General features: G+C 68.1%; 18 protein-coding genes. 12 read left to right on the top strand and 6 right to left on the bottom strand.

Going from position 1 to position 22,965, the window contains the following annotated elements; all coding sequences use genetic code 11:
- Window positions 1-13: 13 nt before the first annotated feature.
- The gene (locus A9974_RS03050) at window positions 14-1,072 is read left to right on the top strand and encodes a serine hydrolase (protein WP_183002683.1); all 1,059 of its coding nucleotides are present in this window, start codon (window positions 14-16) and stop codon (window positions 1,070-1,072) included.
- Window positions 1,073-1,266: 194 nt separating this feature from the next.
- Entirely contained in the window at window positions 1,267-2,277 is a 1,011-nt protein-coding gene (locus A9974_RS03045) for an aldo/keto reductase (protein ID WP_183002682.1), read from the top strand.
- 110 nt (window positions 2,278-2,387) lie between these two features.
- Here A9974_RS03045 and A9974_RS03040 read toward each other — a convergent pair whose 3' ends face one another.
- The gene (locus A9974_RS03040; protein WP_183002681.1) at window positions 2,388-2,954 is read right to left on the bottom strand and encodes a TetR/AcrR family transcriptional regulator; all 567 of its coding nucleotides are present in this window, start codon (window positions 2,952-2,954) and stop codon (window positions 2,388-2,390) included.
- Between the two features lie 213 nt (window positions 2,955-3,167).
- On the opposite strand from A9974_RS03040, the gene A9974_RS03035 reads away from it, so the two are divergent.
- The 3 genes from A9974_RS03035 to A9974_RS03025 all read left to right on the top strand — a co-directional run bounded on the left by A9974_RS03035 (window position 3,168) and on the right by A9974_RS03025 (window position 9,098).
- Window positions 3,168-4,343, top strand: a complete 1,176-nt coding sequence (locus tag A9974_RS03035; RefSeq protein WP_183002680.1) for an efflux RND transporter periplasmic adaptor subunit — start codon at window positions 3,168-3,170, stop codon at window positions 4,341-4,343.
- Between the two features lie 103 nt (window positions 4,344-4,446).
- Window positions 4,447-7,584 carry an efflux RND transporter permease subunit gene (locus A9974_RS03030; protein ID WP_183002679.1) on the top strand — a complete coding sequence of 1,046 codons (3,138 nt, stop codon included), beginning with the start codon at window positions 4,447-4,449 and terminating at the stop codon, window positions 7,582-7,584.
- 5 nt (window positions 7,585-7,589) lie between these two features.
- The gene (locus tag A9974_RS03025) at window positions 7,590-9,098 is read left to right on the top strand and encodes an efflux transporter outer membrane subunit (protein WP_183002678.1); all 1,509 of its coding nucleotides are present in this window, start codon (window positions 7,590-7,592) and stop codon (window positions 9,096-9,098) included.
- Window positions 9,099-9,107: 9 nt separating this feature from the next.
- Here the strand turns inward: A9974_RS03025 and A9974_RS03020 are convergent, their stop codons facing one another.
- Both A9974_RS03020 and A9974_RS03015 read right to left on the bottom strand, forming a co-directional pair.
- The gene (locus A9974_RS03020) at window positions 9,108-10,442 is read right to left on the bottom strand and encodes an MFS transporter (RefSeq protein WP_183002677.1); all 1,335 of its coding nucleotides are present in this window, start codon (window positions 10,440-10,442) and stop codon (window positions 9,108-9,110) included.
- 108 nt (window positions 10,443-10,550) lie between these two features.
- Window positions 10,551-12,218 carry a GMC family oxidoreductase gene (locus A9974_RS03015; RefSeq protein WP_183002676.1) on the bottom strand — a complete coding sequence of 556 codons (1,668 nt, stop codon included), beginning with the start codon at window positions 12,216-12,218 and terminating at the stop codon, window positions 10,551-10,553.
- A gap of 205 nt (window positions 12,219-12,423) precedes the next feature.
- On the opposite strand from A9974_RS03015, the gene A9974_RS03010 reads away from it, so the two are divergent.
- Window positions 12,424-13,269 carry an IclR family transcriptional regulator gene (locus A9974_RS03010; protein WP_183002675.1) on the top strand — a complete coding sequence of 282 codons (846 nt, stop codon included), beginning with the start codon at window positions 12,424-12,426 and terminating at the stop codon, window positions 13,267-13,269.
- A gap of 50 nt (window positions 13,270-13,319) precedes the next feature.
- On the opposite strand, the gene A9974_RS03005 is transcribed toward A9974_RS03010, so the two are convergent.
- The 3 genes from A9974_RS03005 to A9974_RS02995 form a co-directional block, all read right to left on the bottom strand.
- Window positions 13,320-14,501, bottom strand: a complete 1,182-nt coding sequence (locus A9974_RS03005; RefSeq protein WP_183002674.1) for a low temperature requirement protein A — start codon at window positions 14,499-14,501, stop codon at window positions 13,320-13,322.
- 164 nt (window positions 14,502-14,665) lie between these two features.
- Window positions 14,666-16,111, bottom strand: coding sequence for an MFS transporter (locus A9974_RS03000; RefSeq protein ID WP_183002673.1), 1,446 nt, complete (start codon window positions 16,109-16,111; stop codon window positions 14,666-14,668).
- Between the two features lie 72 nt (window positions 16,112-16,183).
- Window positions 16,184-16,612 (bottom strand): VOC family protein, encoded by a 429-nt coding sequence (locus A9974_RS02995; protein ID WP_183002672.1) that lies wholly within the window; start codon window positions 16,610-16,612, stop codon window positions 16,184-16,186.
- Window positions 16,613-16,722: 110 nt separating this feature from the next.
- On the opposite strand from A9974_RS02995, the gene A9974_RS02990 reads away from it, so the two are divergent.
- The 6 genes from A9974_RS02990 (at window position 16,723) to A9974_RS02965 (ending at window position 22,905) form a co-directional block, all read left to right on the top strand.
- Window positions 16,723-17,067 (top strand): GFA family protein, encoded by a 345-nt coding sequence (locus tag A9974_RS02990; RefSeq protein ID WP_183002671.1) that lies wholly within the window; start codon window positions 16,723-16,725, stop codon window positions 17,065-17,067.
- A gap of 294 nt (window positions 17,068-17,361) precedes the next feature.
- Window positions 17,362-18,252 carry a nitrilase family protein gene (locus A9974_RS02985; protein WP_183002670.1) on the top strand — a complete coding sequence of 297 codons (891 nt, stop codon included), beginning with the start codon at window positions 17,362-17,364 and terminating at the stop codon, window positions 18,250-18,252.
- 59 nt (window positions 18,253-18,311) lie between these two features.
- A complete protein-coding gene (locus A9974_RS02980) occupies window positions 18,312-19,478 on the top strand; it encodes a substrate-binding protein (RefSeq protein ID WP_183002669.1) in 1,167 nt (388 codons plus the stop codon).
- A 56-nt stretch (window positions 19,479-19,534) separates the two neighbouring features.
- Window positions 19,535-20,368, top strand: coding sequence for a branched-chain amino acid ABC transporter permease (locus A9974_RS02975; RefSeq protein WP_183002668.1), 834 nt, complete (start codon window positions 19,535-19,537; stop codon window positions 20,366-20,368).
- Window positions 20,361-22,199 (top strand): ATP-binding cassette domain-containing protein, encoded by a 1,839-nt coding sequence (locus A9974_RS02970; protein WP_183002667.1) that lies wholly within the window; start codon window positions 20,361-20,363, stop codon window positions 22,197-22,199. The genes A9974_RS02975 and A9974_RS02970 overlap by 8 nt, the downstream gene beginning before the upstream one ends.
- Complete coding sequence (locus tag A9974_RS02965) at window positions 22,192-22,905, top strand: ABC transporter ATP-binding protein (protein WP_183002666.1); 714 nt, start codon at window positions 22,192-22,194, stop codon at window positions 22,903-22,905. The genes A9974_RS02970 and A9974_RS02965 overlap by 8 nt, the downstream gene beginning before the upstream one ends.
- The last annotated feature ends 60 nt before the right edge of the window (window positions 22,906-22,965 follow it).

The raw sequence follows: 22,965 nt of genomic DNA, 5'->3' as shown, positions 1-22,965 counted from the left end.
ACTAGGGAATGCAATGAACGCGCTTATGCAGCAGGCGATCCAGTTCGCCAACGACCACGAATCCACCTGGGACCGCAGCGTCAACGGCGTTTTCGGCGTGCACCAGAACGACCCGCCGCCCTGGAACCGCCTGCTGGGCCCCATCCATGATCGCGGCCCGGTGTCGGGCGTGGTGGTGGTGGACGGCCAGACCGTGGCGCAATGGGGCGAGCCCGAGCGCGCTGACCTGACCTTCAGCGTGGCCAAGCTGTACCTGGCCATCCTGGCCGGCGTGGCGCACGACCGCGGCCTGTTGCCCGACGTGGACGAACCCGTCGGCAAGCGCGTGCCGGGCATCGGCTTTGACGACGGCCAGAACGCCGAGATCACGTGGCGCCAGTTGTTGCAGCAAACCAGCGAATGGGAAGGCGAGCGTTTCGGCGTGTCGGACCAGGCCGACCGCTACCGCGCCGTCACGTTCGGCGTGCCGCCCGATGGCAAGAAGGGCGACGCGCGGCCCTTGCAGCGCCCCGGCACGTATTGGGAATACAACGACGTGCGCATCAACCAGCTGTCGTACGCGCTGCTGCACCTTTTCCGCAAGCCGCTGCCCGAGGTCTTCCGCGAAGCCGTGACGCGGCCGCTGGGCGCCAGCGAAAACTGGCAATGGGTGGGCTACGACAATGCCTGGGTCGAGATCGACGGCCAGCGCATGCCGTCGGTGCCGGGCGGCTCGCACTGGGGCGGCGGCATGTCCATCAGCGCCCGCGATCAGGCGTTGATCGGCCAGATGCTGCTCAATGATGGCCGCGCGCCCGATGGCCGGCGCATCCTGTCCAGCGCATGGCTCGCCGCCATGCGCACGCCGTGCGCCATCGCGCCGTACTACGGCTACCTGATCTGGCTGAACCACGAAGGCCGGGTGTTTCCCAGCGTGCCGGCGTCCAGCTTCTTCGGCGTGGGCGCGGGCAGCTCGTTCACCTGGGTCGAACCGGAACGCAAGATGGTCGTGATCGTGCGCTGGCTCAATTCCGCCCACGCGGACGCGCTGTTCGGCAAGATCCTGGCCGCCGTCGACGCGCCGGCCAGCTGAGCGGGCCTTGCCCCGGAATCCCTGCGGCCCGCAGGGATTTTCCGCGGCCTGTCAGCATTCTTCTGGCAACATGACCCATCCGCTCGCCGGGCAGCCGGCGGGCGTGTTGGCATTTGCCTGGCAACTTCCCGCTTTCAAGCCATAGCCGCGCGCGTTGTCTCATTCAATGCGCGCCCGATAAGGACATCTTCATCATGAATTACCGCCGACTCGGAACCAGCAACCTGCGTGTATCGCCCCTGTGCCTGGGCACCATGATGTTCGGCGAGCAGACGCCGGACGACGAAGCCGCGCGCATTGTCGCGTCGGCCCGCGACCACGGCCTGAATTTCATCGACACGGCCGACGTCTACAACGAAGGCCGCTCCGAAGAAGTGGTGGGCAGGCTGCTGGCCGGGCAGCGCCACGACTGGGTGCTGGCCAGCAAGATCGGCAACGTCGTGGGCAAGGCGCCGAACCAGTCGCGTTATTCGCGCCAGTGGCTGATCCGCGGCGTGGAACAAAGCCTGGCGCGCCTGGACACGGACTTCCTGGACATCCTGTACCTGCATCGCGACTACCACGAAGAAAACCTGGAAGAAGCGCTGTTCGCGCTGGGCGACCTGATCCGCGCGGGCAAGCTGCGCAGCTTCGGGCTGTCGAACTTCCGGGGATGGCGCATCGCCGAAACCCTGCGCCTGTGCGAAAAGCTGGGCGTGCCGCAGCCGGTGGTGTGCCAGCCGTACTACAACATGCTGAACCGCGGCCCCGAAGTCGAGATCCTGCCGGCCTGCCAGCATTACGGGCTGGGCGTGGTGCCGTACAGCCCCATCGCCCGCGGCGTGCTGACCGGCAAGTACCTGCCGGGCCAGGCGCCGGCCGCCGACACGCGCGCCGGCCGGGGCGATCGCCGCATCCTGGCCACCGAGTTCCGCGAAGAATCGCTGCAGATCGCGCAGCAGCTGGTGCAGCACAGCGCCACGCGCGGCGTGCAGCCGGGTCACTTCGCCACGGCTTGGGTGCTGGCCAACCCGATCGTCACCAGCGTCATCGCCGGTCCGCGCACCCTGGCGCAGATGGACGATTACTACGCCGCGCTGGAGGTGAGGATCACGCCTGAAGACGAAGCCCTGGTCGACGGCTGGGTCACGCCGGGCCATGCGTCCACGCCTGGCTACAACGATCCGAACTACCCGTTCTTCGGCCGTCCCGTCGCGCTGGGCTGACGAGGGTGAGGGCGGGGCCGCAAGGGGTCCCGCCTGTATGACGGCTTATCTATAAGACAAGGCCGAGACCACCGACGCCTGCCGCCCGGCAGCCCACCCACCGCGCACTTTCAGCGCGCCGCCGCCGGCTCGGCAATCCCGTACAGCAGCATCTGCTCGGCCACCGTCGCGATGCCCAGCCGGGCAATGCGGCCGCGGCGTTCGGCGTCGATCATGCTGGTGATCACCGTGATCAGCAGCTCGGTCAGCGCGGCCGCCGTGATGTCCACCCGGAACACGCCTTCGCGCTGGCCCCGCAGGAAGAACGCGTCCAGCGTTTCCTGGTAGCCCGACCAGCTATCCATGACGTCGGGCTGCATTTCCGAGTCCGGCTTCCAGTGATACATCAGGAAGATCGCCAGTTCCTTGTGCGCCAGGTGCTGCTCGATCAGGTTGCGCACGGCATCACGCGGCGCGGCGCTATCCAGCCGCGAATTGATCAGCGCCTGCTTCATCACCTGGGCGCCGTGCGTCATGAGGCGCGTCACCAACTGCTCGCGCGTCTGACAGAAGCGGTACAGCGTGGCCTTGCTGACGCCCACCGCACGCGCCAGTTCCTGCAGGGTGGCGCGTGGCTGGTCGACCATCGCCAGCGACAGCGCGATCAGCAACCGTTCGTGGCCGGCATCGTCGGACATGGCTTCTCTCTCCCTCATTGTTCCGTTCTTGGGACGGTATTGGATCATGACTGATTCAATTTGCGCAAACTTAGGCCAACTTTACAAGTTAAGACTTGTTAATGTCTTGAAAGATTCTATACAGAACTAAATGAATCATTATTGATTCAAATTAATCTGTAAGGTAGCATTCAAGCCTTATTAAGTTCAAGACGCCGCCGGCGGGAGGAAAGAATGATCAAACATCAACCATGGCGTTGGCCCGTCGTCGCGGCGTTGACGGCGGTTGTGCTGGCCGGTTGCGGCGGCGACGAGATGGCGGCCGGCCCGGCCGAGCCGCGCGCGGTGCAGGTGGTGGCGGTGCAGCCGCAGCGTTACGACCTGGCCAGCTCGCTGCCCGGCCGGGTCGAGCCCGTGCGCGTGGCCGAGGTGCGGGCGCGGGTCGCCGGCATCGTCCTTAGCCGCAATTTCGAGGAAGGCGCCGACGTCAAGGCGGGCGACGTGCTGTTCCGGATCGATCCGGCGCCCTTCAAGGCTGCGCTGTCGCGCGCCCAGGGCGAGTTGGCCAAGGCCGACGCCGCCCTGTCCGACGCCCAGGCGGTGCTGCGGCGCTACACCCCGCTCGTCAAGATCGAAGCCGTCAGCCAGCAGGATTTCGATACCGCCAGCGCGGCAGTCAAGAGTGCCCAGGCGGCGCGCCGCTCGGCCCAGGCCGACGTCGAAACCGCGCAGTTGAATCTGGACTATGCGACGGTCAAGGCGCCGATTTCCGGCCGCATCGGCCGCGCCCAGGTCACCGAAGGCGCCCTGGTCGGCCAGAACGAAGCCACCGTCATGGCCAAGATCCAGCAACTGGACCCCATCTATGTCGATTTCACCCAGCCGGTGGCCGACATGCTGCGCATGCGCGACGCCATGCAGACGGGTGAACTGGGCCAGGAAGAGGGCGCGGACATTTCCATCAGCATCGACGGCGCCAACCGCAGCCGCAGCGGCCGCCTGCTGTTCTCGGATATCGCGGTCGATCGCGGCACGGGTCAGGTGTCCCTGCGCGGTGAATTCGCCAACCCGGACGTGCTGCTGCTGCCGGGCATGTATGTGCGGGTGCAGACCCGCCAGGGCGTGGACCCCGAAGCCATCCTGGTGCCGCAGCGCGCCGTCACGCGCAGCACCGACGGCAAGCCGCAGGTGCTGCTGGTGGGCGAGGGCGATGTGGTGCAGACCCGCCTGGTGCGTACCGGCACCATGCGCGGATCCGACTGGCACATCGTCGAGGGCCTGGCGGCCGGCGACCGGGTCATCGTCGGTGGCGTCAATGCCGCCGTGCCGGGCCAGAAGGTCAGCGTGACGCCGGCCCCGCAAGCCAAGGTCGCGGCCGTGCCGGGCGGGGACGCCGATGCGGTCCGCTGACCCGCGCGCGCGGGTCCTGCCGCAGACCCGCCCGTCTCCTTATGCGCCGCGGCCCTGCGCCGCGCGCCCGCCGGCGCACCGCCCGCCCATCCGAGGTTAGATCATGTCCAAGTTCTTCATTGGCCGCCCCAAATTCGCGTGGGTGGTGGCCATCTTCATCTCGCTCGCCGGCATCCTGGCGATTCCGTCGCTGCCCGTGTCGCAGTTTCCGGTGGTGGCGCCGCCCCAGGTGACCATCAACGCCATCTATCCCGGCGCATCCGCCAGCACTCTGGTGGACTCGGTGACCAGTGTCATCGAAGAGGAATTGAACGGCGCCAAGAAGCTGCTCTATTACGACTCGTCCAGCAGCTCCAGCGGCAGCGCTGAAATCACCGTCACGTTCGAGCCGGGCACCGATCCGGACCTGGCCCAGGTGGACGTGCAGAACCGCATCAAGAAGGCCGAAGCCCGCCTGCCGCGCGCCGTCACGCAGCAGGGTCTGCAAGTGGAGCAGGCCAGCTCGAACTTCCTGATGATCTACGCCCTGACCTATAAGGGCGACGATACCGGCAAGGACGTGGTCGGCCTGTCTGACTACGCCGCCCGCTACATCAACAACGAGATCCGCCGCGTCAACGGCGTGGGCAAGGTGCAGTTCTTCGGCGCCGAAGCCGCCATGCGCGTCTGGATCGACCCGCAGAAGCTGCTGGGCGTGGGCCTGTCGGTGGCGGACGTCAACGCCGCCATCGAGGCGCAAAACGTGCAGGTGCCGGCGGGCAGTTTCGGCAGCCGGCCGGGCTCGCCCGAGCAGGAGCTGACTGCCACGCTGGCCGTCAAGGGCATGCTGGATACGCCCGAGGAATTCGGCCGCATCGTGCTGCGCGCCAATGCCGACGGCTCGACCGTCAAGCTGGCCGACGTGGCGCGGCTGGAAATCGGGCGCCAGAGCTACGACTTTGAAACCCGCCTGAACGGCAAGACCGCCGTGGGCGCGGCCGTGCAGCTGGCGCCGGGCGCCAACGCCATCGAAACCGTCAAGGCGGTCAAGGCGCGGCTGCAGGAACTGTCGGCCTCGTTCCCCGAGGACGTTGCCTATTCGGTGCCATTCGACAGCTCGCGCTTTGTCAGCGTCGCCATCGAAAAGGTGGTGTACACGCTGTTCGAAGCCATGGCGCTGGTGTTCGTGGTCATGTTCCTGTTCCTGCAGAACGTGCGCTATACGCTGATTCCGTCCATTGTGGTGCCGGTGTGCCTGCTGGGCACCTTCGCGGTCATGTCGTTGCTGGGTTTCTCGGTCAACATGATGACGATGTTCGGCATGGTGCTGGCCATCGGCATCCTGGTGGACGATGCCATCGTGGTGGTCGAAAACGTCGAACGCATCATGGCCGAAGAAGGCCTGCCTCCGCGCGAGGCCACCGTCAAGGCCATGAGCCAGGTGTCCGGCGCCATTGTCGGCATCACCCTGGTGCTGTCGGCCGTGTTTCTGCCGCTGGCCTTCATGAGCGGCTCGGTGGGCGTGATCTACCAGCAGTTCTCGCTGTCGCTGGCGGTGTCCATCCTGTTCTCGGGCTTCCTGGCGCTGACCTTCACGCCGGCCTTGTGCGCCACCTTCCTCAAGCCGATTCCCAAGGGCCACCACGAGGAAAAGCGCGGCTTCTTCGGCGCCTTCAACCGGGTGTTCGCGCGCCTGACCGACCGCTTCGTCGGCCTGAATTCGCGGCTGCTGCGGCGCACCGGGCGCTACATGGTGATCTACGCGGCCATCGTGGCGGTGCTGGGCGTGCTGTACATGCGCCTGCCCGAATCGTTCGTGCCGCCCGAAGACCAGGGCTACGTCATCGTCGACATGCAACTGCCGCCGGGCGCGACCCATCTGCGCACCGACAAGGTGGTGGCCGACGTGGAACAGCACCTGATGTCGCTGGACGCCATGGGCGACGCCTTTACCGTCATGGGCTTCAGCTTCTCGGGCACGGGCCAGAACGCGGGCATCGCCTTCCCGTCGCTGAAAGACTGGTCCCTGCGCGGCAAGGGCCAGGCCGCCACCGACGTGGCCGACAGCGTCAACGGCCATTTCGCCGCCATCGACGACGGCTCGGTGATGGCGGTGAACCCGCCGCCCATCGACGGCCTGGGTAACTCGGGCGGCTTCGCGCTGCGCCTGCAAGACCGCGGCGGCCTGGGGCGGGCGGCGCTGACGGCGGCGCGCGACCAGCTGCTGGCCAAGGCCAACAGCTCGCCGCTGATCGCCTACGCCATGATGGAAGGCCTGGCCGACGCGCCGCAGCTGCGCCTGGACATCGACCGGCAAAAGGCCGAGGCACTGGGCGTGGGCTTTGACGCCATCAGCACGGCGATCTCGTCGGCCTACGGTTCGGCTACCGTCAACGACTTCGCCAATGCCGGCCGGCTGCAACGGGTGGTGGTGCAGGCCGACGTGCGCGACCGCATGACGCCCGAAAGCGTGCTGCAACTGAACGTGCCCAACAAGTCGGGCGGCATGGTGCCCCTGAGCGCCTTCGTGCAGACCCATTGGGAAAACGGCCCCGTGCAGATTTCCCGCTACAACGGCTACCCCGCGTTCAAAATCGCGGGCGACGTGGCCCCGGGCGCCAGCACGGGCCAGGCCATGGCGGAAATCGAGCGCATCGTATCCGAGCTGCCGACCGGCATCGGTTACGAATGGACCGGCTTGTCCTACCAGGAAAAGCTGGCAGGCGCGCAAGCCCCGATGCTGTTCGCCCTGGCTTTCCTGGTGGTGTTCCTGCTGATGGTGGCGCTGTACGAAAGCTGGGCCATTCCCGCGTCGGTGATGCTGATCGTGCCGATCGGCGCGCTGGGCTCGGTGCTGGCGGTGACCGTGCTGGGCATGTCCAACGACGTGTACTTCAAGGTGGGGCTGATCACCATCATCGGGCTGGCGGCCAAGAACGCCATCCTGATCGTGGAATTCGCCAAGAGCCTGCGCGAGCAGGGCTACACGCTGGTCGACGCCGCGATCGAGGCCGCCAAGCTGCGTTTCCGTCCGATCGTGATGACGTCCCTGGCGTTCATCCTGGGCGTGGTGCCCCTGGCGCTGGCCACCGGGGCGGGCGGAGCCAGCCAGCGCGCCCTGGGCGTGGGCGTCATCGGCGGCATGCTCAGCGCGACGCTGCTGGGCGTGATCTTCGTGCCGGTATTTTTCGTGTGGGTGCTGTCGCGGTTCCAGGGCAAGCGGGCAGCCGCCCCGGCCCCCGCCGCCGCAGCTCAGGAGTGAGATCCATGAAAGCGACTTTTTTAGTTTCGCGGCTGGGCGCCGCGGTCCTGGCGGCGGTATTGGCCGGCTGCTCGATGGCGCCCGTGTACCAACGGCCCGACGCGCCGGTACCGGCCACCTGGAACCAGCCGGCCGGCGGCCAGAACGGCACGCCGTCGGCGGCCGCCACCCTGGACTGGCAGTCGTTCGTCGTTGACGAAGACCTGCGCCGGCTGGTGGCGCTGGCGCTGGACAACAACCGCGACCTGCGCCAGTCGCTGCTCAACATCGAAGCTGCGCGAGCCCAGTACCGGGTGCAGCGCGCGGACCAGTTGCCGGGTATCAACGCCCAGGGCGCCGGCACGCGCCAGCGCGTGCCGGGCGACCTGAACGCCAGCGGCAACGCCGGGGTGCAGAGCAGCTACCAGGCCGGGGTGGGCCTGGCATCGTTCGAGATCGACCTGTTCGGCCGCGTGCGCAGCCTGTCGGACGCCGCCTTGCAGGAATACCTGGCCACCGAGGCCAACGCACGCGGCGCCCAGATCAGCCTGGTGGCCGAGGTGATCCAGGCCTATCTGGCGCGCGACAGCGCGCTGCGCCGCCTGCAGGTCACGCGCCAGACGCTGGACAGCCGCGAGGCCTCGCTGGCCCTGACCGCCAAACGGCGCCAGGCCGGCGCGGCCACGGCGCTGGACTACCAGGAGGCGCTGGGCCTGGCCGAACAGGCGCGCGCCGACCTGGAACGCATCGACCGCGAAGCCCGCCAGGCCGGCAACGCGCTGGCGCTGCTGGTGGGGGTGGGCGACCTGGGCCCGTTCCTGCCCAAGGGCCTGATCGCCGCGGCCCCCTTGGTGCAGGAAATCTCGGCTGGCGCGCCGTCTGAATTGCTGGAACGCCGGCCGGACATCCGCGCCGCCGAACACCAGTTGCAGTCGCGCAATGCCAGCATCGGCGCAGCCCGCGCCGCGTTCTTTCCCAGCATTTCGCTGACCGGCCTGTTCGGCAGTTCCAGCGCCGAACTGTCGAACCTGTTCGACGGCGGCCAGCGCGCCTGGTCGTTCACGCCGCAGATCACGCTGCCGATCTTCGCCGGGGGCCGCAACACCGCCAACCTGGACCTGGCCAACGTGCGCCGCGACATCGCTGTGGCGCAGTACGAACAGACCATCCAGTCGGCCTTCCGCGATGTGTCCGATGCGCTGGCTGCTACCGACACGCTGCGGCGCGAAGAGCAATCGCGCCGCGCGCTGGCCCAGACCAGCGCCGAGGCCCAGCGCCTGTCCGAAGCGCGCTATCGCGGCGGCGTCGACAGCCACCTGCGCTACCTGGACGCGCAGCGCCGCGCCTTCGCGGACCAGCTGTCCTACATCGAGGTGGCGACCCAGCGCCAGGCGGCGCTGGCCACCTTGTTCAAGGCGCTGGGCGGCGGCTGGCCGGCGTCAGCGCCCGCGCCGACCGCGGAGCGGGCGATAGAGCAGTCGCGCCATCCCGCGGCGGCACCCGCCCTTGAACCGGCACCCGCCCCGCGAGGCTGATGTGCGGGCTTACGCCTTGCGCAGGGCGGCGGCGCCGACGGGGGCTGCCGTTTCCTGCGCAGACGTCCGGCCGCCGCGCCCGATCAGCCACGCGCACAGCGCCGATACCACGCCCGCGAACAGCACGTACAGGCAGATCAGCCAGGGCTGACCGCCGCCGCTCTTGAGCAGGGCCGTGGCGATGATGGGCGTGATGCCCGAGGCGAAAATGCCCGAGAACTGGTACACGAACGAGATGCCGGTGTAGCGCACCTTGGCGTCGAACAGCTCGCAGAACAGCGCGGCCTCGGGCCCATAGACGGCGGCATACAGAATGCCCAGAGGAATGATGATGGCCAGCCACACTAGCATCATGTTGCCCTCGCTGTTGAGCATCAGCCAGAATCCCGGAAAGGCGGATATGGCCGTGATCAGCGAGCCCCAGCAATACACCCGCGTGCGCCCGATGCGGTCGGACAGCCGGCCGAAGTAGGGAATGAAAAAGCACATCACCAGCGCGGCGGCCATGACGCCGATCAGGGCTTCGCTGCGCGATATCTGCAGCGTCTGCGTCAGGTACGAGATCGAAAATACCCCGAACACATTGAAGAACACCCCGTCGATGTAACGCGCGCCCATGCCCTTGGCGACGTTGCCGGGATAACGGCGCATCATGTCCATGAAGGGAATGCGGCTTTCGGCGTTGTCGCGCTTGACCGCGGTGAACTCGGGCGTTTCCTTGATGTTCAAGCGGATGTACATGCCCACCAGCACCATCGCGGCGGACGCCAGGAACGCGACGCGCCAGCCCCAGGCCATGAACTGCGCATCGGTCAGCAGCGTGGACAACAGCGCCACCGTGCCCGAGGCCAGGCACAGTCCGATCGCCAGCCCGATCTGCGGCAGCGACGCGTAAAAGCCCTTCTTGCCCGGCGGGGCGTATTCATAGGCCATCAGTACCGCGCCGCCCCATTCGCCGCCCAGGCCGATGCCCTGGAACACCCGCAACAGCAGCAGCAGGATCGGCGCCCAGAGGCCGATGGTGTCGTAGGTGGGCACCAGGCCGATCAGGAAGGTCGAAATCCCCATGATCATCAGCGTCATCACCAGCATGCTCTTGCGGCCGATGCGGTCGCCGAAATGGCCGAAGATCAGCCCGCCCAGCGGCCGGGTGATGAAGCCCACCGCGAAGGTGGTGTAGGCCAGCATGGTGGACACCAGCGGATCGCCGGTAGGGAAGTACAGCTTGTTGAACACGATGCCGGCGACCACGCCGTACAGGAAAAAGTCGTACCACTCGATGGTGGCGCCGATCAGCGACGCGGCGACGACTTTGCGCACCGCGGTTTCGTTCTGCTTGGCCATGCCTGTCTCCTTTGGTGGGGCGGGCGGCGCTCTGTGGCGCCGTTCCGCGGAAATCGCTATCTCATGCGGTTCGATCCTGGTGGTGGGTTTGCGTGGCGCGGGTTGTCGTCACGCGGCTTGCTTCTGGGCCGGACGCTCGGCCTGCGGCTGCGCCTGGGCGCGCCAGCGCGCGGCTTGCAGGTCCTGCAGGATGAAGTCGGCCGCGCGCTCGGCCAGCATCACCACCGGCACATTGGTATTGCCGGACACCAGCGTCGGCATGATGGAGCAGTCCACCACCCGCAAGCCGTCCACGCCGTGCACGCGCAGGCGCTCGTCCACCACCGCCAGCGGATCGCTGCGGGGGCCCATCTTGGCCGTGCCGGACGGGTGGAAGATGGTGGCGCCGTACTCGCGGCAGAAGTGCAGGATCTCGTCGTCGCCCTGAACTTCGGGGCCCGGCCGGAATTCCCGTTTCATCAGGCCGGCCAGCGGCTCGGTGGCGGCCAGGCGGCGCGCGTACTTCACTGCTGCCACCGTCATGCGGCGGTCCAGTTCGGTGGACAGGTAGTTGGGCTGCATCGACGGCGCCTCGAACGGATCGGCGCTGCGCAAGCGCACCGTGCCGCGCGACGACGGCCGCAACTGGCAAACCGAATAGGTGCAGCCTGAAAACGGGTGCACCTTGCCGCCCGCCATATCGGCCGACAGGGTGGCGAAATGGAATTGCGTGTCGGGGCTGGTGCTGGCCGGATCCACCCGGCAGAACAGCCCGCCCTGGTTGATGCCCACGGCCAGCGGCCCGCCGCGGAACAGCAGCCATTGCAGCCCCATGCCGACCCGCCCATGCCAGGTGCGCAGCTGGTCGTTGGTGGTGATGGGTTGGCGCGTTTCGTAGATCAGCCGGATCTGCAGGTGGTCCTGCAGGTTTTCGCCCACCCCGGGCAGGTCGCGTATCACAGGGATGCCGAACTGGCGCAGCAGCGCCGCCGGCCCCACACCGGACAGTTGCAGCAGCTGCGGCGACTGCAAGGCGCCGGCGCACAGCAGCACTTCGCGGCGCGCCCGCAGCGTGCGCACTTGGCCGCCCTGGCGGTAGCGCACCCCGACCGCGCGGCTGCCTTCGAACAGCACCGCCATGGCGTGGGCGCCGGTTTCGATCCGCAGGTTGGCGCGGTCTTGCGCCGGACGCAGATAGGCCACGGCGGTGGAGCAGCGGCGGCCATTGCGGGTGGTCAGCTGGTAATAGCCCACGCCGTCCTGCTCCCCCGTATTGAAGTCCTGCACCCGCGGCACGCCCAGCGTGCCGGCCGCGGCGATCAGGCCTTCCACCAGCGGATGCGGCGTCTTGATGGAGGTGGCGTTCAGCGGACCTTCGGTGCCGCGCGTGGCGCCCGGGCCCAGGTCATTGTTTTCCAGTTTGCGGAAGTAGGGCAGGCAGTCTTCCCAGCGCCAGCCGGGGTTGCCGGCCGCGGCCCAGGCGTCGTAGTCGCGTCGCTGGCCGCGGATGTAGATCAGGCCGTTGATGGCGCTGGAGCCGCCCAGCGTGCGGCCGCGCGGCCAGTAGATGCGGCGGCCCAGCATGTTGGGATCGGGGTCGGTGTAGTAACCCCAGTTCACCACCTTGTGGAACATGGTCTTGCCATAGCCGATGGGAATGTGGATCCACGGCGAGCGGTCCGGCGGGCCGGCTTCCAGCAGGCGGACGCTGTGTTCGCCGTTCGCGCTCAGGCGGTTGGCCAGCACGCAGCCGGCTGAGCCGGCCCCCACCACGATGTAGTCCACGGCATCAGACATGTCTGGTTTTCTCCCTGGCGCGGCCATGCGTGAACGGGTCGCGTAACCCGGACGGATGGCGTGTTTACCCTGCTTGCCGCCGCGCCGCGCACTTATATACTGGCCCGCAGAACGGGATCGGCGCGATGCGCGCGCAGGCTGCATCTATGACGATTCTAGGAAGCGGTCGGACGAAAGAAAGCGCGATCCGCGCGCCAACGGGGAAATGGAACAGAACATGCCTCTTCGGTTTCAAAATCGCAGTGCAGCATCGCCGCAGGCCGTCGCGGGAGATGGCGCCGAGCCGCCGGACGACGCCCGGTCCCTGCGCGCGCTGCGGGTGCTGGACTACCTGGCGCGGGCGCAGCATCCGCCCACGCTGGCGCAACTGGCGCAGCGGCTGGAGATGCCCAAGTCCACCCTGATGCGGCTGTTGGCGGCGATGCAGCGTGCCGGTTACGCCGCGGCCACGCCTACTGAAAACGGCTTCGTCCCCGGCCCGCAAGCCACCGCACTGGCGCTATCCACATTGCGCGCGTCCGCCTTCACCCGGGCCTGCCGCGCGGTGCTGGCGCAGCTGGTCGGCAAGCTGGGCGAAACCTGCAACCTGACCGCGCCCGACGGCGACCAGGTCGTCTATATGGAACGTGTCGAAACCGCCGAGCCGCTGCGGCTGTTCTTCGCGGTGGGTAGCCACGTGCCGATGCACTGCACCGCCAGCGGCAAGCTGTTCCTGGCGTCCATGAACCGGCTGGAACGCGGCCGCGTCCTGGCACGCCTGCCGCTGACGCGCAACACGCCGCGCACGCTGACCGACCCCGCGCGGCTGGAAGCGGAACTGGAGCGCCTAGCCGCGCGCGGCATCGGTATCGACAACGAGGAATTCGTGCGCGGTATGAGCGCGGTGGCCGTGCCGGTGCGCGACGCGCAGGACCGGGTGGTGGCGGCGGTGGCCTGCCACGCGCCCACGGCCCGGCTGATGCTGGACGATCTGCTGCGCGCGGTGCCGGTGCTGCAAGGCGCCGCGCAGTCCATGAGCGAGGTGCTGGCGCAGCATCAGCCCGGAGGCTGAGGATGGCCAGGCTAGGGCCTTTGCGAGGCGCCTTCTAGTGTGAACAGGCCCTAGGCGGCGTGCTGCCCGTGCGCCTTGCGGCGCGACACGCTTTCCCAGGCCGCCACCAGAATCATGATCAGCGTGGTCAGCCCGCCCACCATCAGGTTGTCGGTCACGAAGGCTACCGGCGCCAGCACCGCCAGCAGCACCAGGCCGACCACGTGCGACAGCGGAAAGCGCCCGTAAACCACGGTCTTGTAGATGCCATTGCCCAGCAGATACAGCGCGGGTCCGCCGATCAGCGCGGCAGCCGCCGGCGCGACGATGCGGCCGTCCGGGTGCAGGATGACCAGTTCATTGGCCACCGCCGATACGATCACCCCGGCAATCAGGATCACATGCACGTAATGGAAATAGGCGCCCACCCGGCCCGGATCGGCGTGGTGCGCGATGGCGTGGCTGCCGTCCTTGCTGCTGGTGTCGAAGTACACCCACCACATCGCCGCCGTGCCCAGAAAGGCGGCCAGCAGCGCGATCAGGGTGGGCGCGTCCCAGCGCGGATGCTCGCTCAGCGTGGCGCCGGTGATCAGCAGCGTCTCGCCCAGCGCGACGATGACGAACAGCTGGCAGCGCTCGGCCAGGTGGCCGCCTTCGATGGTCCAGTCGCGGGTGGTCGAACGCCCCAGGCCCGGCAGCCAGAAACCGGTCATGGGCGACAGGTATTCGCAGGCCACCGCCAAGGCCCACAGGACCAGCCGCGCGTCGCCTTGCGCCAGACCGCCCGCGATCCAGAGCACGGCGGAAATGCACAGCCAGCCCAGCATGCGGCGAAAGTTCGGTGCCAGCGGATGCGCTGGGCCCAGATGCAGCACCACGAACAGCGTGCGGCCCACCTGGATCAGCACATAGCAGATCGCGAAGATCAGGCCGGTATCGCCAAAGGCGCCGGGCAGGACCGCCGCGGCCACCAGGCCCGCCAGCATGACGCCGAACAGCATCAGCCGCATCGGCAGGGCGTCCGGGTCGAACCAGTTGGTGACCCAGCAGGTGTATTGCCAGCCCAGCCAGACGGCGAACCACAGCACCAGCGTGTGGATGGCGCCCATCAGCGTCAGGTCGTGCAGCAGGCTGTGGGAAAGCTGGGTAACGGCGAAGACATAGACCAGGTCGAAGAACAGCTCGACGAAGGTGACGCGGGCTTCGTGGCCGTCCCGGCGGCGCAACAGGTTGGCGCTGGCAAGGAATGTCATGGCGGGGCTTCCTGGAGTAGGGGCGCAGCCAGATTACTGCAAGCCCTGCGCCGCGATCGTAAAGAATTCAAAAGCCGTGGCGCGGCCACGACGCACCGGCTGCGCGGCAGCGGCGGGCGTTGCCTGACACGTGGCTGTGCCGGCAGGGCCCGCCATGGCGCCGTTCAGTGCGCGGGCGGGGCGTCGCCGTGGGCGGGCAGGTCCCGGTTGCGTGAACGCACCAGTATGCCGCTGAGCAGGCCGGCCACCGCGGCGATCGCGGCGCCAGCCAGGAAGGTCAGCTGATAGCCGCCATTCAACGCCGCGGCGGGCGCCGCGCCGCCCGCCGCCAGCGCGGCACTGCGGGCCGCGGCCAGGCTGGCCAGCACCGCCAGCCCCAGCGCCCCGCCCATCATGAAGGCCGTATTGACCACGCCGGACGCCAAGCCGGACTGGCTGGGTTCGACATCGCTCATGGCCGCCAGCAGCATGGGGTTGAAGGCGATGCCCGCGCCCAGCCCCAAGAGCAGCATGCCCGGCATCACGTCGGCCACAAAGCTGCCGCCGATGGGCGCCCGGGCGAACAGCGCCAGCCCCAGCGCGGCCAGCAGCAGGCCGGTGGTGAGCGGCCCGCGGATGCCAAAGCGCATCACCAGCTTGGCCGACAGCCCCAGCGAAAACGCCGCCATGATCAGGTTGGCCGGCAGGAACGCCAGGCCCACCTGCATCGCGTCATAGCCCAGCACCAGCTGCATGTACAAGGCCGACACGAAGAACCAGGCGAACATGGCCGCGGCCCACAGCACGCCGACCACGTTGGCCGTGGCCACGTTGCGCAGGCGGAACAACGCCAGCGGCATCAGCGGCTCGGCGACGCGCGCTTCGATCAACAGGAACAGCGCCATCAACACCACCGCCGCGCATAGCAAGCCCAGCGATTGCACCGACATCCAGCCGGCCTCGTTGCCGTTCACCACGGCATACACCGCCAGCATCAGCGACGCCGTAACGGTGACCGCGCCCGCCACGTCCAGCTTGCCGCCGCCCGCCACGGCCCTGGCTGCCGGCAGCAGCCGCAGGCACAGCGCATAGACCAGCACGCCGATGGGGATGTTGACCAGGAAGATCCAGTGCCACGACAGCGCGCTGGTCAGCAGCCCGCCCAGCAGCACGCCGATGCTGCCGCCGCCCGCGCAGACGAAACCGTACACCCCCATGGCGCGGGCGCGTTCGCCGGCCTCGGTGAACAGGTTCATGATCAGCGACAGCGACACCGCCGATACCACCGCGCCGCCCAACCCCTGCACGGCCCGGGCCGCGATCAGCAGCGTCTGGCCCTGCGCCAGCCCACAGGCCAGCGAGGCCGCGGTGAACAGCGTCAGCCCCGCCAGGAACATGCGGCGGTGGCCCAGCAGGTCGCCCAGCCGTCCGCCCAGCAGCAGAAAGCCGCCGAACGTCAGCATGTAGGCGTTCACCACCCACACCAGGGACGTTTCGGTGAAATGCAGGTCTTCGCGGATGGAGGGCAGGGCGACGTTGACGATGGTCGTGTCCAGCACGATCATCAATACGCCCAGACAAAGCACCATCAGGGCCCACCAGCGTTGCTTACCATGTATGCCATGCGTCATTGTGATTCCTGCGCCGCGCGGGCGGATCGTCGTGGCGGGCCGGGCGCCGGTGCGCGCGGGTGTTGACAAGCCCTAATGCGTCAACCGCCCGCCGCTGATCATCCAGCGGGTGTCGAAACGGTCGATCAGCGCGCCATAGGCCTCGGCCCAGAAGGTTTTCTGCAGCGGCATAGTAACGCTGCCGCCGTCCGCCAGCATGTCAAAAATGCGGTGGGCATCCGACACGGTGGGATAGGCCAGCGACAGCGCCATGCCCTGCTTGCCGGGGTAGGGGTGGCCGGCGGTGGCGTCGCTGGCCATCAGCAGCTGGTCGTCCAGCGCCAGGCAGGCGTACATGATGCGATCGGACTCTTCGCTGGACAGCACCGGCATGGCGGCATCCGGCGGCGCATCGGCATAGCGCAGCAGCGCCTCGAGCCGGCCGCCGAGCACGCGTTCGTAAAAGCGCATGGCCTCGGCGCAATTGCCATCGAAACTGAGGTAGGCGGATAGTCTGGGCATGGGGGATTCCTCTGGTTTAGGGGGCGACGAGGAGCGCCGCGCCGATCTATGATGGCAACCGGCAATCGCCACGGTCGCAGAGACACGACCGCAACCCAAGGAGCCAGGCCATGCAACAAGGAAGCTGCCACTGCGGACAGATTACCTTCGAAGTCGAAGGCGAGCCGTCACAGGTACTGGAATGCAACTGTTCGCACTGTAGCCGCAAGGGCTACCTGCTGTGGTTCGTGCCGCGCGGCAAGCTGCGCATCACGTCGTCGACCGACAGCCTGTCGACCTATAAATTCAACAAACATGTGATTTCGCATCATTTCTGCGCCAACTGCGGCTGTGCGCCGTTCGGTTTTGGCGCCAGCCCCACCGGCGAGGCAACGGCCGCGGTGAACGCGCGCTGCCTGGTCTCGGTGGATCTGGCCGGCCTGACCCGCATGCCGTACGACGGCCGCAGCGTCTGACGCCATTGTCGCACCGGGCCCATGGCTCGGGAAATCCCCATGTCGCATCCGGCGCCCCGTCTCGCCGTCCGGGAAACCTCTTATTGTCCGCGGCGCCGGCGTCTCCCTATGATTCGTCACAGGATCAGGACTGATCCGAAGCGCGCAAGGCCCAGGCCCGCGCCGCGGTACCCGGCAACACCCCCGCAGCAATAATTGCTGCCCGAACTTTTCGTCTGGCTATAGAAGCCCCCGACTCACACGCACTGCGTGGTCGGGGGCTTTTTCGTTTTCAAATCCGCAACAGGAGACCGCATGCAAGTTTCACAGCCGCAGGACGACGCCCCGTCCGCGATCCGGGTGGCCAGTGTGCAGACGGCCCCGCAGATGGGCAGCGTGGCCGCCAACGTGGCGCGTTCCATCGAGATGGTCGAGCAGGCCGCCGCCCAGGGCGCGCGCCTGGTGGTGCTGCCCGAGCTGGCCAACACCGGCTATATGTTCGACAGCCGCCAAGAGGCCTATGCGCTGGCCGAAACCGTGCCGGACGGGCCCAGCGCGCAGGCCTGGATCGCGCTGGCGCAGCGCCTGGGCATCTACCTGGTCGCCGGCATCGCCGAGCGCAGCGGCGAGCGCCTGTACAACGCCGCCCTGGTCGCCGGCCCCGACGGCTACCTGGGCACCTACCGCAAGCTGCACCTGTGGGGCGACGAGAACCTGTTCTTCGAACCCGGCGACCTGGGCCTGCCGGTGTTCCATACCGAACTGGGCCGGATTGGCGTGGCGATCTGCTACGACGGCTGGTTCCCCGAGGTCTACCGCCTGTTGGCCCTGCGCGGCGCCGACATCGTGGCCGTGCCCACCAACTGGGTGCCGATGCCGGGGCAAACGCCCGACGGCCCGGCCATGGCGCACGCGCTGGCCATTGCCGGGGCCCACAGCAACGGCCTGACCGTGGTCTGCGCCGATCGCGTCGGCATCGAGCGCGGCCAGCCCTTCGTCGGCCGCAGCCTGATCGTCGGCTCGCAAGGCTGGACCGCCGCGGGGCCCGCCAGCGCCGATCAGGAAGAGGTGCTGGTGGCGACGGTGGACCTGGCGGCGTCACGCCGTGCGCGCCAACTCAATGCCTTCAACCACGTGCTGCGCGACCGGCGCCGCGACCTGTATGACGAACTGCTGGGCGCCACCGACGCGCCCCAGCAAGCCTGACCCCTAGCCCTGAATACCACGTACAACGGCGGACAGCCGGCCCCCAAGGAGAAATCCCCATGAAGTTTCCGCATCGCAGCTTCCTCATCCGACTTTCCTTCGTCGCCATGCTGGCCGGCGCCGCCGGCACGCAGGCGGCCGAACCCTTGCGCATCGGCGTGCCCGTGGGCCTGTCGGGCGCCAACAGCGTGGTCGCGCCCGGCGTGGTGCAGGCCTCGCAGCTGGCGGCCGACGAGATCAATGCCGCCGGCGGCATCCTGGGCCGCCAGGTGGTGCTGGAGATCGCCGACGACGCCTCGGGCGCCGTCGGCGCGCAGAAGGCCTACGACACCCTGGTATTCCAGAAGAAGGTGGACGCCATCATCGCCATGGAAACCAGCGCGGCGCGCAACGCCGCGCTGCCCATCGTCTCGCGTGGCAAGGTGCCGTACATCTACACGTCCTTCTACGAAGGCCGCTCGTGCAACCGCTGGATGCACGTCAACGGTTGGGTGCCCGAGCAGCAGGTGGCGCCGGTGGTGGACCACTTCATGACGGAACGCGGCGCCAAGACCTTCTTCCTGGTCGGCAGCGACTACGCGTTCGGTCGCGGCATGCTCAAGTTCACCCGCGAATACATCGAGAAGCAGGGCGGGCGCGTGGTGGGCGAGGAATACCTGCCCATCGACGGTTCCGACTGGACGCCCGTGGTATCCAAGATCCGCTCGGCCAACCCCGACGCGCTGATCAGCTCCACGGCCGGCGGCGGCCCCAACGTCAGCCTGGCCAAGCAGGTCAAGGCCGCGGGCCTGACCATGCCCTACGGCAACCTGGCCATCGACGAAGCCACCGCCAAGACCATGGGCGAGACGGCCGTGGGCATGTACCTGTCGGCGTCCTACCTGACCAGCATCGACACGCCGCAGAACCGCAAGTTCCTGGACGGCCTGAAAGCCAAGTTCGGCGCCGACGCCAAGACCGCCAACGAGTTCTCGGGTCCGCAGTACGAAGCCTTCTTCCTGTACAAGGCCGCGGTCGAGAAAGCCGGTTCCACCGACAGCCAGAAGGTGGTGCAGGCCCTGAGCGAAGTCTCGTTCGACGGCCCGCGCGGTCCGGTCAAGATGGACCGCCAGCGCCACGCCGCGCTGACCATGCGCCTGGGCCAGGTGCAGCCGGACGGCGCCATCAAGATCCTGCAGACCTTCAACCAGGTCGACCCGGGCGCGCAATGCCCCGACCTGAAGTGACGCCTGGCGCAACATAAAGCGCGCCGCCGGCCTGGCCGGCGGCGCCGGAGAGCACTATGGGTTTGATGCTGGACATCCTGAGCACGGCCGCCATGCTGTTCATCGTGACGGCCGGGCTGATGATCATCTTCGGGGTAATGAAGATCGTCAATTTCGCGCATGGCGCCATCATCACGCTGGGCAGCTACGCCAGCCTGGTGGTGACGCAACTGGGGCTGAACCCCTGGGTGGCGCTGCCCTGCGCGCTGGCGGCCGGCGTGCTGGTCGGCATGGCGGTCGAACGCCTGATCGTGCAGCCGCTGTACAAACGGCCGCTGGACGCCATCCTGGCCACCTGGGGGCTGGGCATCGTGATCGGCCAGCTCATCACCATGGCATTTGGCCGCGAAGTGCAGTTCGTCGATTCGCCGATCCAGGGCGCCGTGCCGTTCCTGGGCACGGAATACTCCGCCTACCGCCTGTTCCTGGTGCCGTGCGCGCTGCTGCTCTACGCCGCCATGACGCTGCTGCTGAACGGCACGCGCTTTGGCGTGCGAACCCGCGCCGTCATCATGAACGAAGACCTGGCGCGCGGCCTGGGCATCAACGCCGAACGAATCCGCTTCACCACCTTTGGCCTGGGCGCCGGGCTGGGCGCGCTGGCCGGCGCGCTCATCACGCCGTTGTCCAGCGTCGACCCCGGCATGGGCCTGCCCTGGCTGGTCAGCGCCTTCATGCTGGTGATGGTGTCGGGCAACTCGATCACCGCGCTGCTCGTGACCTGCCTGGTCTACGGCGCCTGCCAGGTGCTGGTCAGCGTCTACGTCAGCCCCATCCTGGGCGGCGTCACCATTGCCGTGCTGGCGGCCCTGACCCTGCGCCTGCGCCCCAAAGGATTCGCCCATGACTGATACCTCTCTTGCGCAACAGGCGCCCACGGCGCCCGCTGCCGATGCGCGCCGCGGCGCGCGCGGCCGCGATCTGCTGTGGCTGTCCGGCCTGTGTCTGGCCCTGACGGTGGCCGGCCCCTGGCTGTTCGACACCTATCTGCTGAACGTGCTGATCAAGGCGCTGTTCTTCGCCGTGGCCGCCGTGACGGTGGACATCCTGTGGGGCTACACCGGCTACCTGACGTTCGGCCAATCGGCCTTTTTCGGCGTCGGCGCCTATGCCGCCGGCCTGGCCTTTACCCACTACGGCTTTTCGCCCGCCACGGCCGGGCTGGCTGTGCTGGCGGCGGTAGCCGGGGCGGCGCTGCTGGCCCTGGTCACCGGCTGGCTGTCGTTCTACCGCGGCGCCTCGCCGTTCTTTGCCACCGTCATTTCGCTGGTGCTGCCCATCGTGCTGACCCAGGTTGCGCTGTCCGGCGGCACCTACACCGGGTCATCGTCGGGCCTGACCGGCTACGACACCTTCGACCTGTCCCTGGAAGCCTGGTACGTCATCGCCGCGGGCGGCCTGTCGGTCGTGTCGCTGCTGGCCTGGGTGGCCGTGCGCAGCGACGGCGGCCGCATCCTGGTGGCGCTGCGCGACAACGAAGCGCGCTGCAGCTACCTGGGCCTGAACACCGCGCAATGGCGCATCGCGCTGCTGGTCGTGTGCGGCGCGGTCGCCAGCCTGGCGGGCTTTGGCTACGGCGCCTTCAGCGGCGTGGTCGCGCCGGAATTGACCGGCTTTGTCTTTGGCACCGAGCTGATCATCTGGGTGGCCCTGGGCGGACGCGGCTCGGTCTGGGGCCCGGTGCTGGGCGCCATTCTGATCAACGTGGCCGGTTCGTATCTCAGCGGCAACCTGCCGTTCGTATGGCAACTGCTGCTGGGCGTGACGTTCATCCTGGTCATCCTGCTGCTGCCGCGCGGGCTCTTGCCGCTGCTGCTGGCGCCGCTGCGCAAGCGGCGTCCCGCCCCGGCGCCGCACTTGGTCGCGCGCCCGATTTCTACGGCAGGGCAGGGCGGACCGGCCGCCCCGCGCGCCCTGGGCCTGTCCGGCGTCGCCAAGCGCTTTGGCAGCCTGAAAGTGCTGGAAGGCATCGACCTGCAAGCGCGCGGCGGCGAACTGCTGGGGCTGATCGGCCCCAATGGCGCCGGCAAGACCACGCTGATGCGCTGCATCGCCGACGGCGCCGAACGCACGGAAGGTCAGGTCGAGCTCTGCGGCCACCCCGTGCGCCGCGACGGCCCCGAGCAATGCGTGCGCTTCGGCCTGGGCCGAAAATTCCAGAACGCCAACATCTTCGACACCCTGACCGTCGCCGAAAGCCTGCGCATCGCCACCACGCTGCGCGAGCGGCCCTCGTGGCGGCGCCGCGCGCCCCAGCTGGCGCTGCCGGTCTACGCGCTGGAAGTCCTGCGCATGACCGGCCTGGACCAGCAGCTGGACAGCGTTGCGCGGGACCTGTCGCACGGCCAGCAACAGGCGCTGGAACTGGCCATGGTGCTGGCCCTGGAGCCGCGCGTGGTGCTGCTGGACGAACCCACCGCGGGCTTGAGCAAAGACGAACGCGCCCGCATCGGCCAGGTGCTGGCATCGCTGGCCCATACCCATGGCCTGTGCTGCCTGCTGGTCGAACACGACCTGGACTTCGTGGCCGAGGTCGCCACCCGCATCATCGTGCTGCACCAGGGCCGTATCGTCATGGACGGCAGCTTCCGCGACGTCGTCGAATCGGAACTGGTGCGCACCATCTACGCCGGCAACGCGCCCACGACGGGCCACCCGACCCAGGAGCAGGAGCATGACTAACGCGACCCCGGCCCTGCGCCTGGAAGGCGTCGCCAGCGGCTACAAAGGCGCCGTGGTGCTGAACGACATCTCGCTGTCGGTGCCCAGCGGCGCCTGCGTGGCGCTGCTGGGCAAGAACGGCATGGGCAAGAGCACGCTGCTCAAGACGGTCATGGGCTACCTGCCCAAGCTGCGCGGCCGCGTCCAGCTGGGGGACATCGACGCCACCCGCCTGCGGCCGCACGAAGTCGCCCGTTGCGGTGTCGCCTACGCGGCGCAGGAACAACCCCTGTTTCCCGACCTGAACATCCGCGACAACCTGCGCCTGGGCCTGGCCCACGACAAGCTGTTCGACGAACGCTTCGCCGAGATCGCGGATCTCTTTCCCGTTTTCGCCAGCCGGTTGCGCCAGCACGCCGGCACCCTGTCGGGCGGCGAACAGAAAATGCTGCTGGTCGCCCGCGGCCTGATGCAGCGGCCCGCCTTGCTGCTGCTGGACGAAATCACCGAAGGCCTGCAACCGTCCATCATCGAACGCCTGGGCCGGGCGCTGAACTGGGAACGCGAGCGGCGCGGCACGTCCATGTTCATCGTCGAGCAAAACGTCGCCTTTGCGCTGGACGTTGCCGACCGCTACCTGGTCATCAAGCAAGGCGCCCTCGTCGACGAAGGCGAGGCTGGCGCGCCGCAGGCGGTCGGCCATATCATGGACCACTTGAAGGTATGAAGCCCGCCAGCATGAACCTTGACGTGTGGCCCCCAGGCCGCCCCGTTTCCGCAGCCCTCG

Source organism: Achromobacter sp. UMC71 (assembly GCF_014170305.1).
Classification (GTDB): domain Bacteria; phylum Pseudomonadota; class Gammaproteobacteria; order Burkholderiales; family Burkholderiaceae_B; genus Achromobacter.
Note: the sequence above shows the minus strand (reverse complement) of the source record. Positions and strands in the feature narration are given on the sequence as shown.

Coding starts and splice junctions, on each gene's coding strand:
- A9974_RS03025 (WP_183002678.1), top strand. CDS start 7,590: ATGAAAGCGACTTTTTTAGTTTCGCGGCTGGGCGCCGCGGTCCTGGCG.
- A9974_RS03050 (WP_183002683.1), top strand. CDS start 14: ATGAACGCGCTTATGCAGCAGGCGATCCAGTTCGCCAACGACCACGAA.
- A9974_RS03005 (WP_183002674.1), bottom strand. CDS start 14,501: ATGACATTCCTTGCCAGCGCCAACCTGTTGCGCCGCCGGGACGGCCAC.
- A9974_RS03045 (WP_183002682.1), top strand. CDS start 1,267: ATGAATTACCGCCGACTCGGAACCAGCAACCTGCGTGTATCGCCCCTG.
- A9974_RS02995 (WP_183002672.1), bottom strand. CDS start 16,612: ATGCCCAGACTATCCGCCTACCTCAGTTTCGATGGCAATTGCGCCGAG.
- A9974_RS03030 (WP_183002679.1), top strand. CDS start 4,447: ATGTCCAAGTTCTTCATTGGCCGCCCCAAATTCGCGTGGGTGGTGGCC.
- A9974_RS02990 (WP_183002671.1), top strand. CDS start 16,723: ATGCAACAAGGAAGCTGCCACTGCGGACAGATTACCTTCGAAGTCGAA.
- A9974_RS03020 (WP_183002677.1), bottom strand. CDS start 10,442: ATGGCCAAGCAGAACGAAACCGCGGTGCGCAAAGTCGTCGCCGCGTCG.
- A9974_RS02980 (WP_183002669.1), top strand. CDS start 18,312: ATGAAGTTTCCGCATCGCAGCTTCCTCATCCGACTTTCCTTCGTCGCC.
- A9974_RS02985 (WP_183002670.1), top strand. CDS start 17,362: ATGCAAGTTTCACAGCCGCAGGACGACGCCCCGTCCGCGATCCGGGTG.
- A9974_RS03000 (WP_183002673.1), bottom strand. CDS start 16,111: ATGACGCATGGCATACATGGTAAGCAACGCTGGTGGGCCCTGATGGTG.
- A9974_RS03010 (WP_183002675.1), top strand. CDS start 12,424: ATGGAACAGAACATGCCTCTTCGGTTTCAAAATCGCAGTGCAGCATCG.
- A9974_RS03040 (WP_183002681.1), bottom strand. CDS start 2,954: ATGTCCGACGATGCCGGCCACGAACGGTTGCTGATCGCGCTGTCGCTG.
- A9974_RS02970 (WP_183002667.1), top strand. CDS start 20,361: ATGACTGATACCTCTCTTGCGCAACAGGCGCCCACGGCGCCCGCTGCC.
- A9974_RS02975 (WP_183002668.1), top strand. CDS start 19,535: ATGGGTTTGATGCTGGACATCCTGAGCACGGCCGCCATGCTGTTCATC.
- A9974_RS03015 (WP_183002676.1), bottom strand. CDS start 12,218: ATGTCTGATGCCGTGGACTACATCGTGGTGGGGGCCGGCTCAGCCGGC.
- A9974_RS02965 (WP_183002666.1), top strand. CDS start 22,192: ATGACTAACGCGACCCCGGCCCTGCGCCTGGAAGGCGTCGCCAGCGGC.
- A9974_RS03035 (WP_183002680.1), top strand. CDS start 3,168: ATGATCAAACATCAACCATGGCGTTGGCCCGTCGTCGCGGCGTTGACG.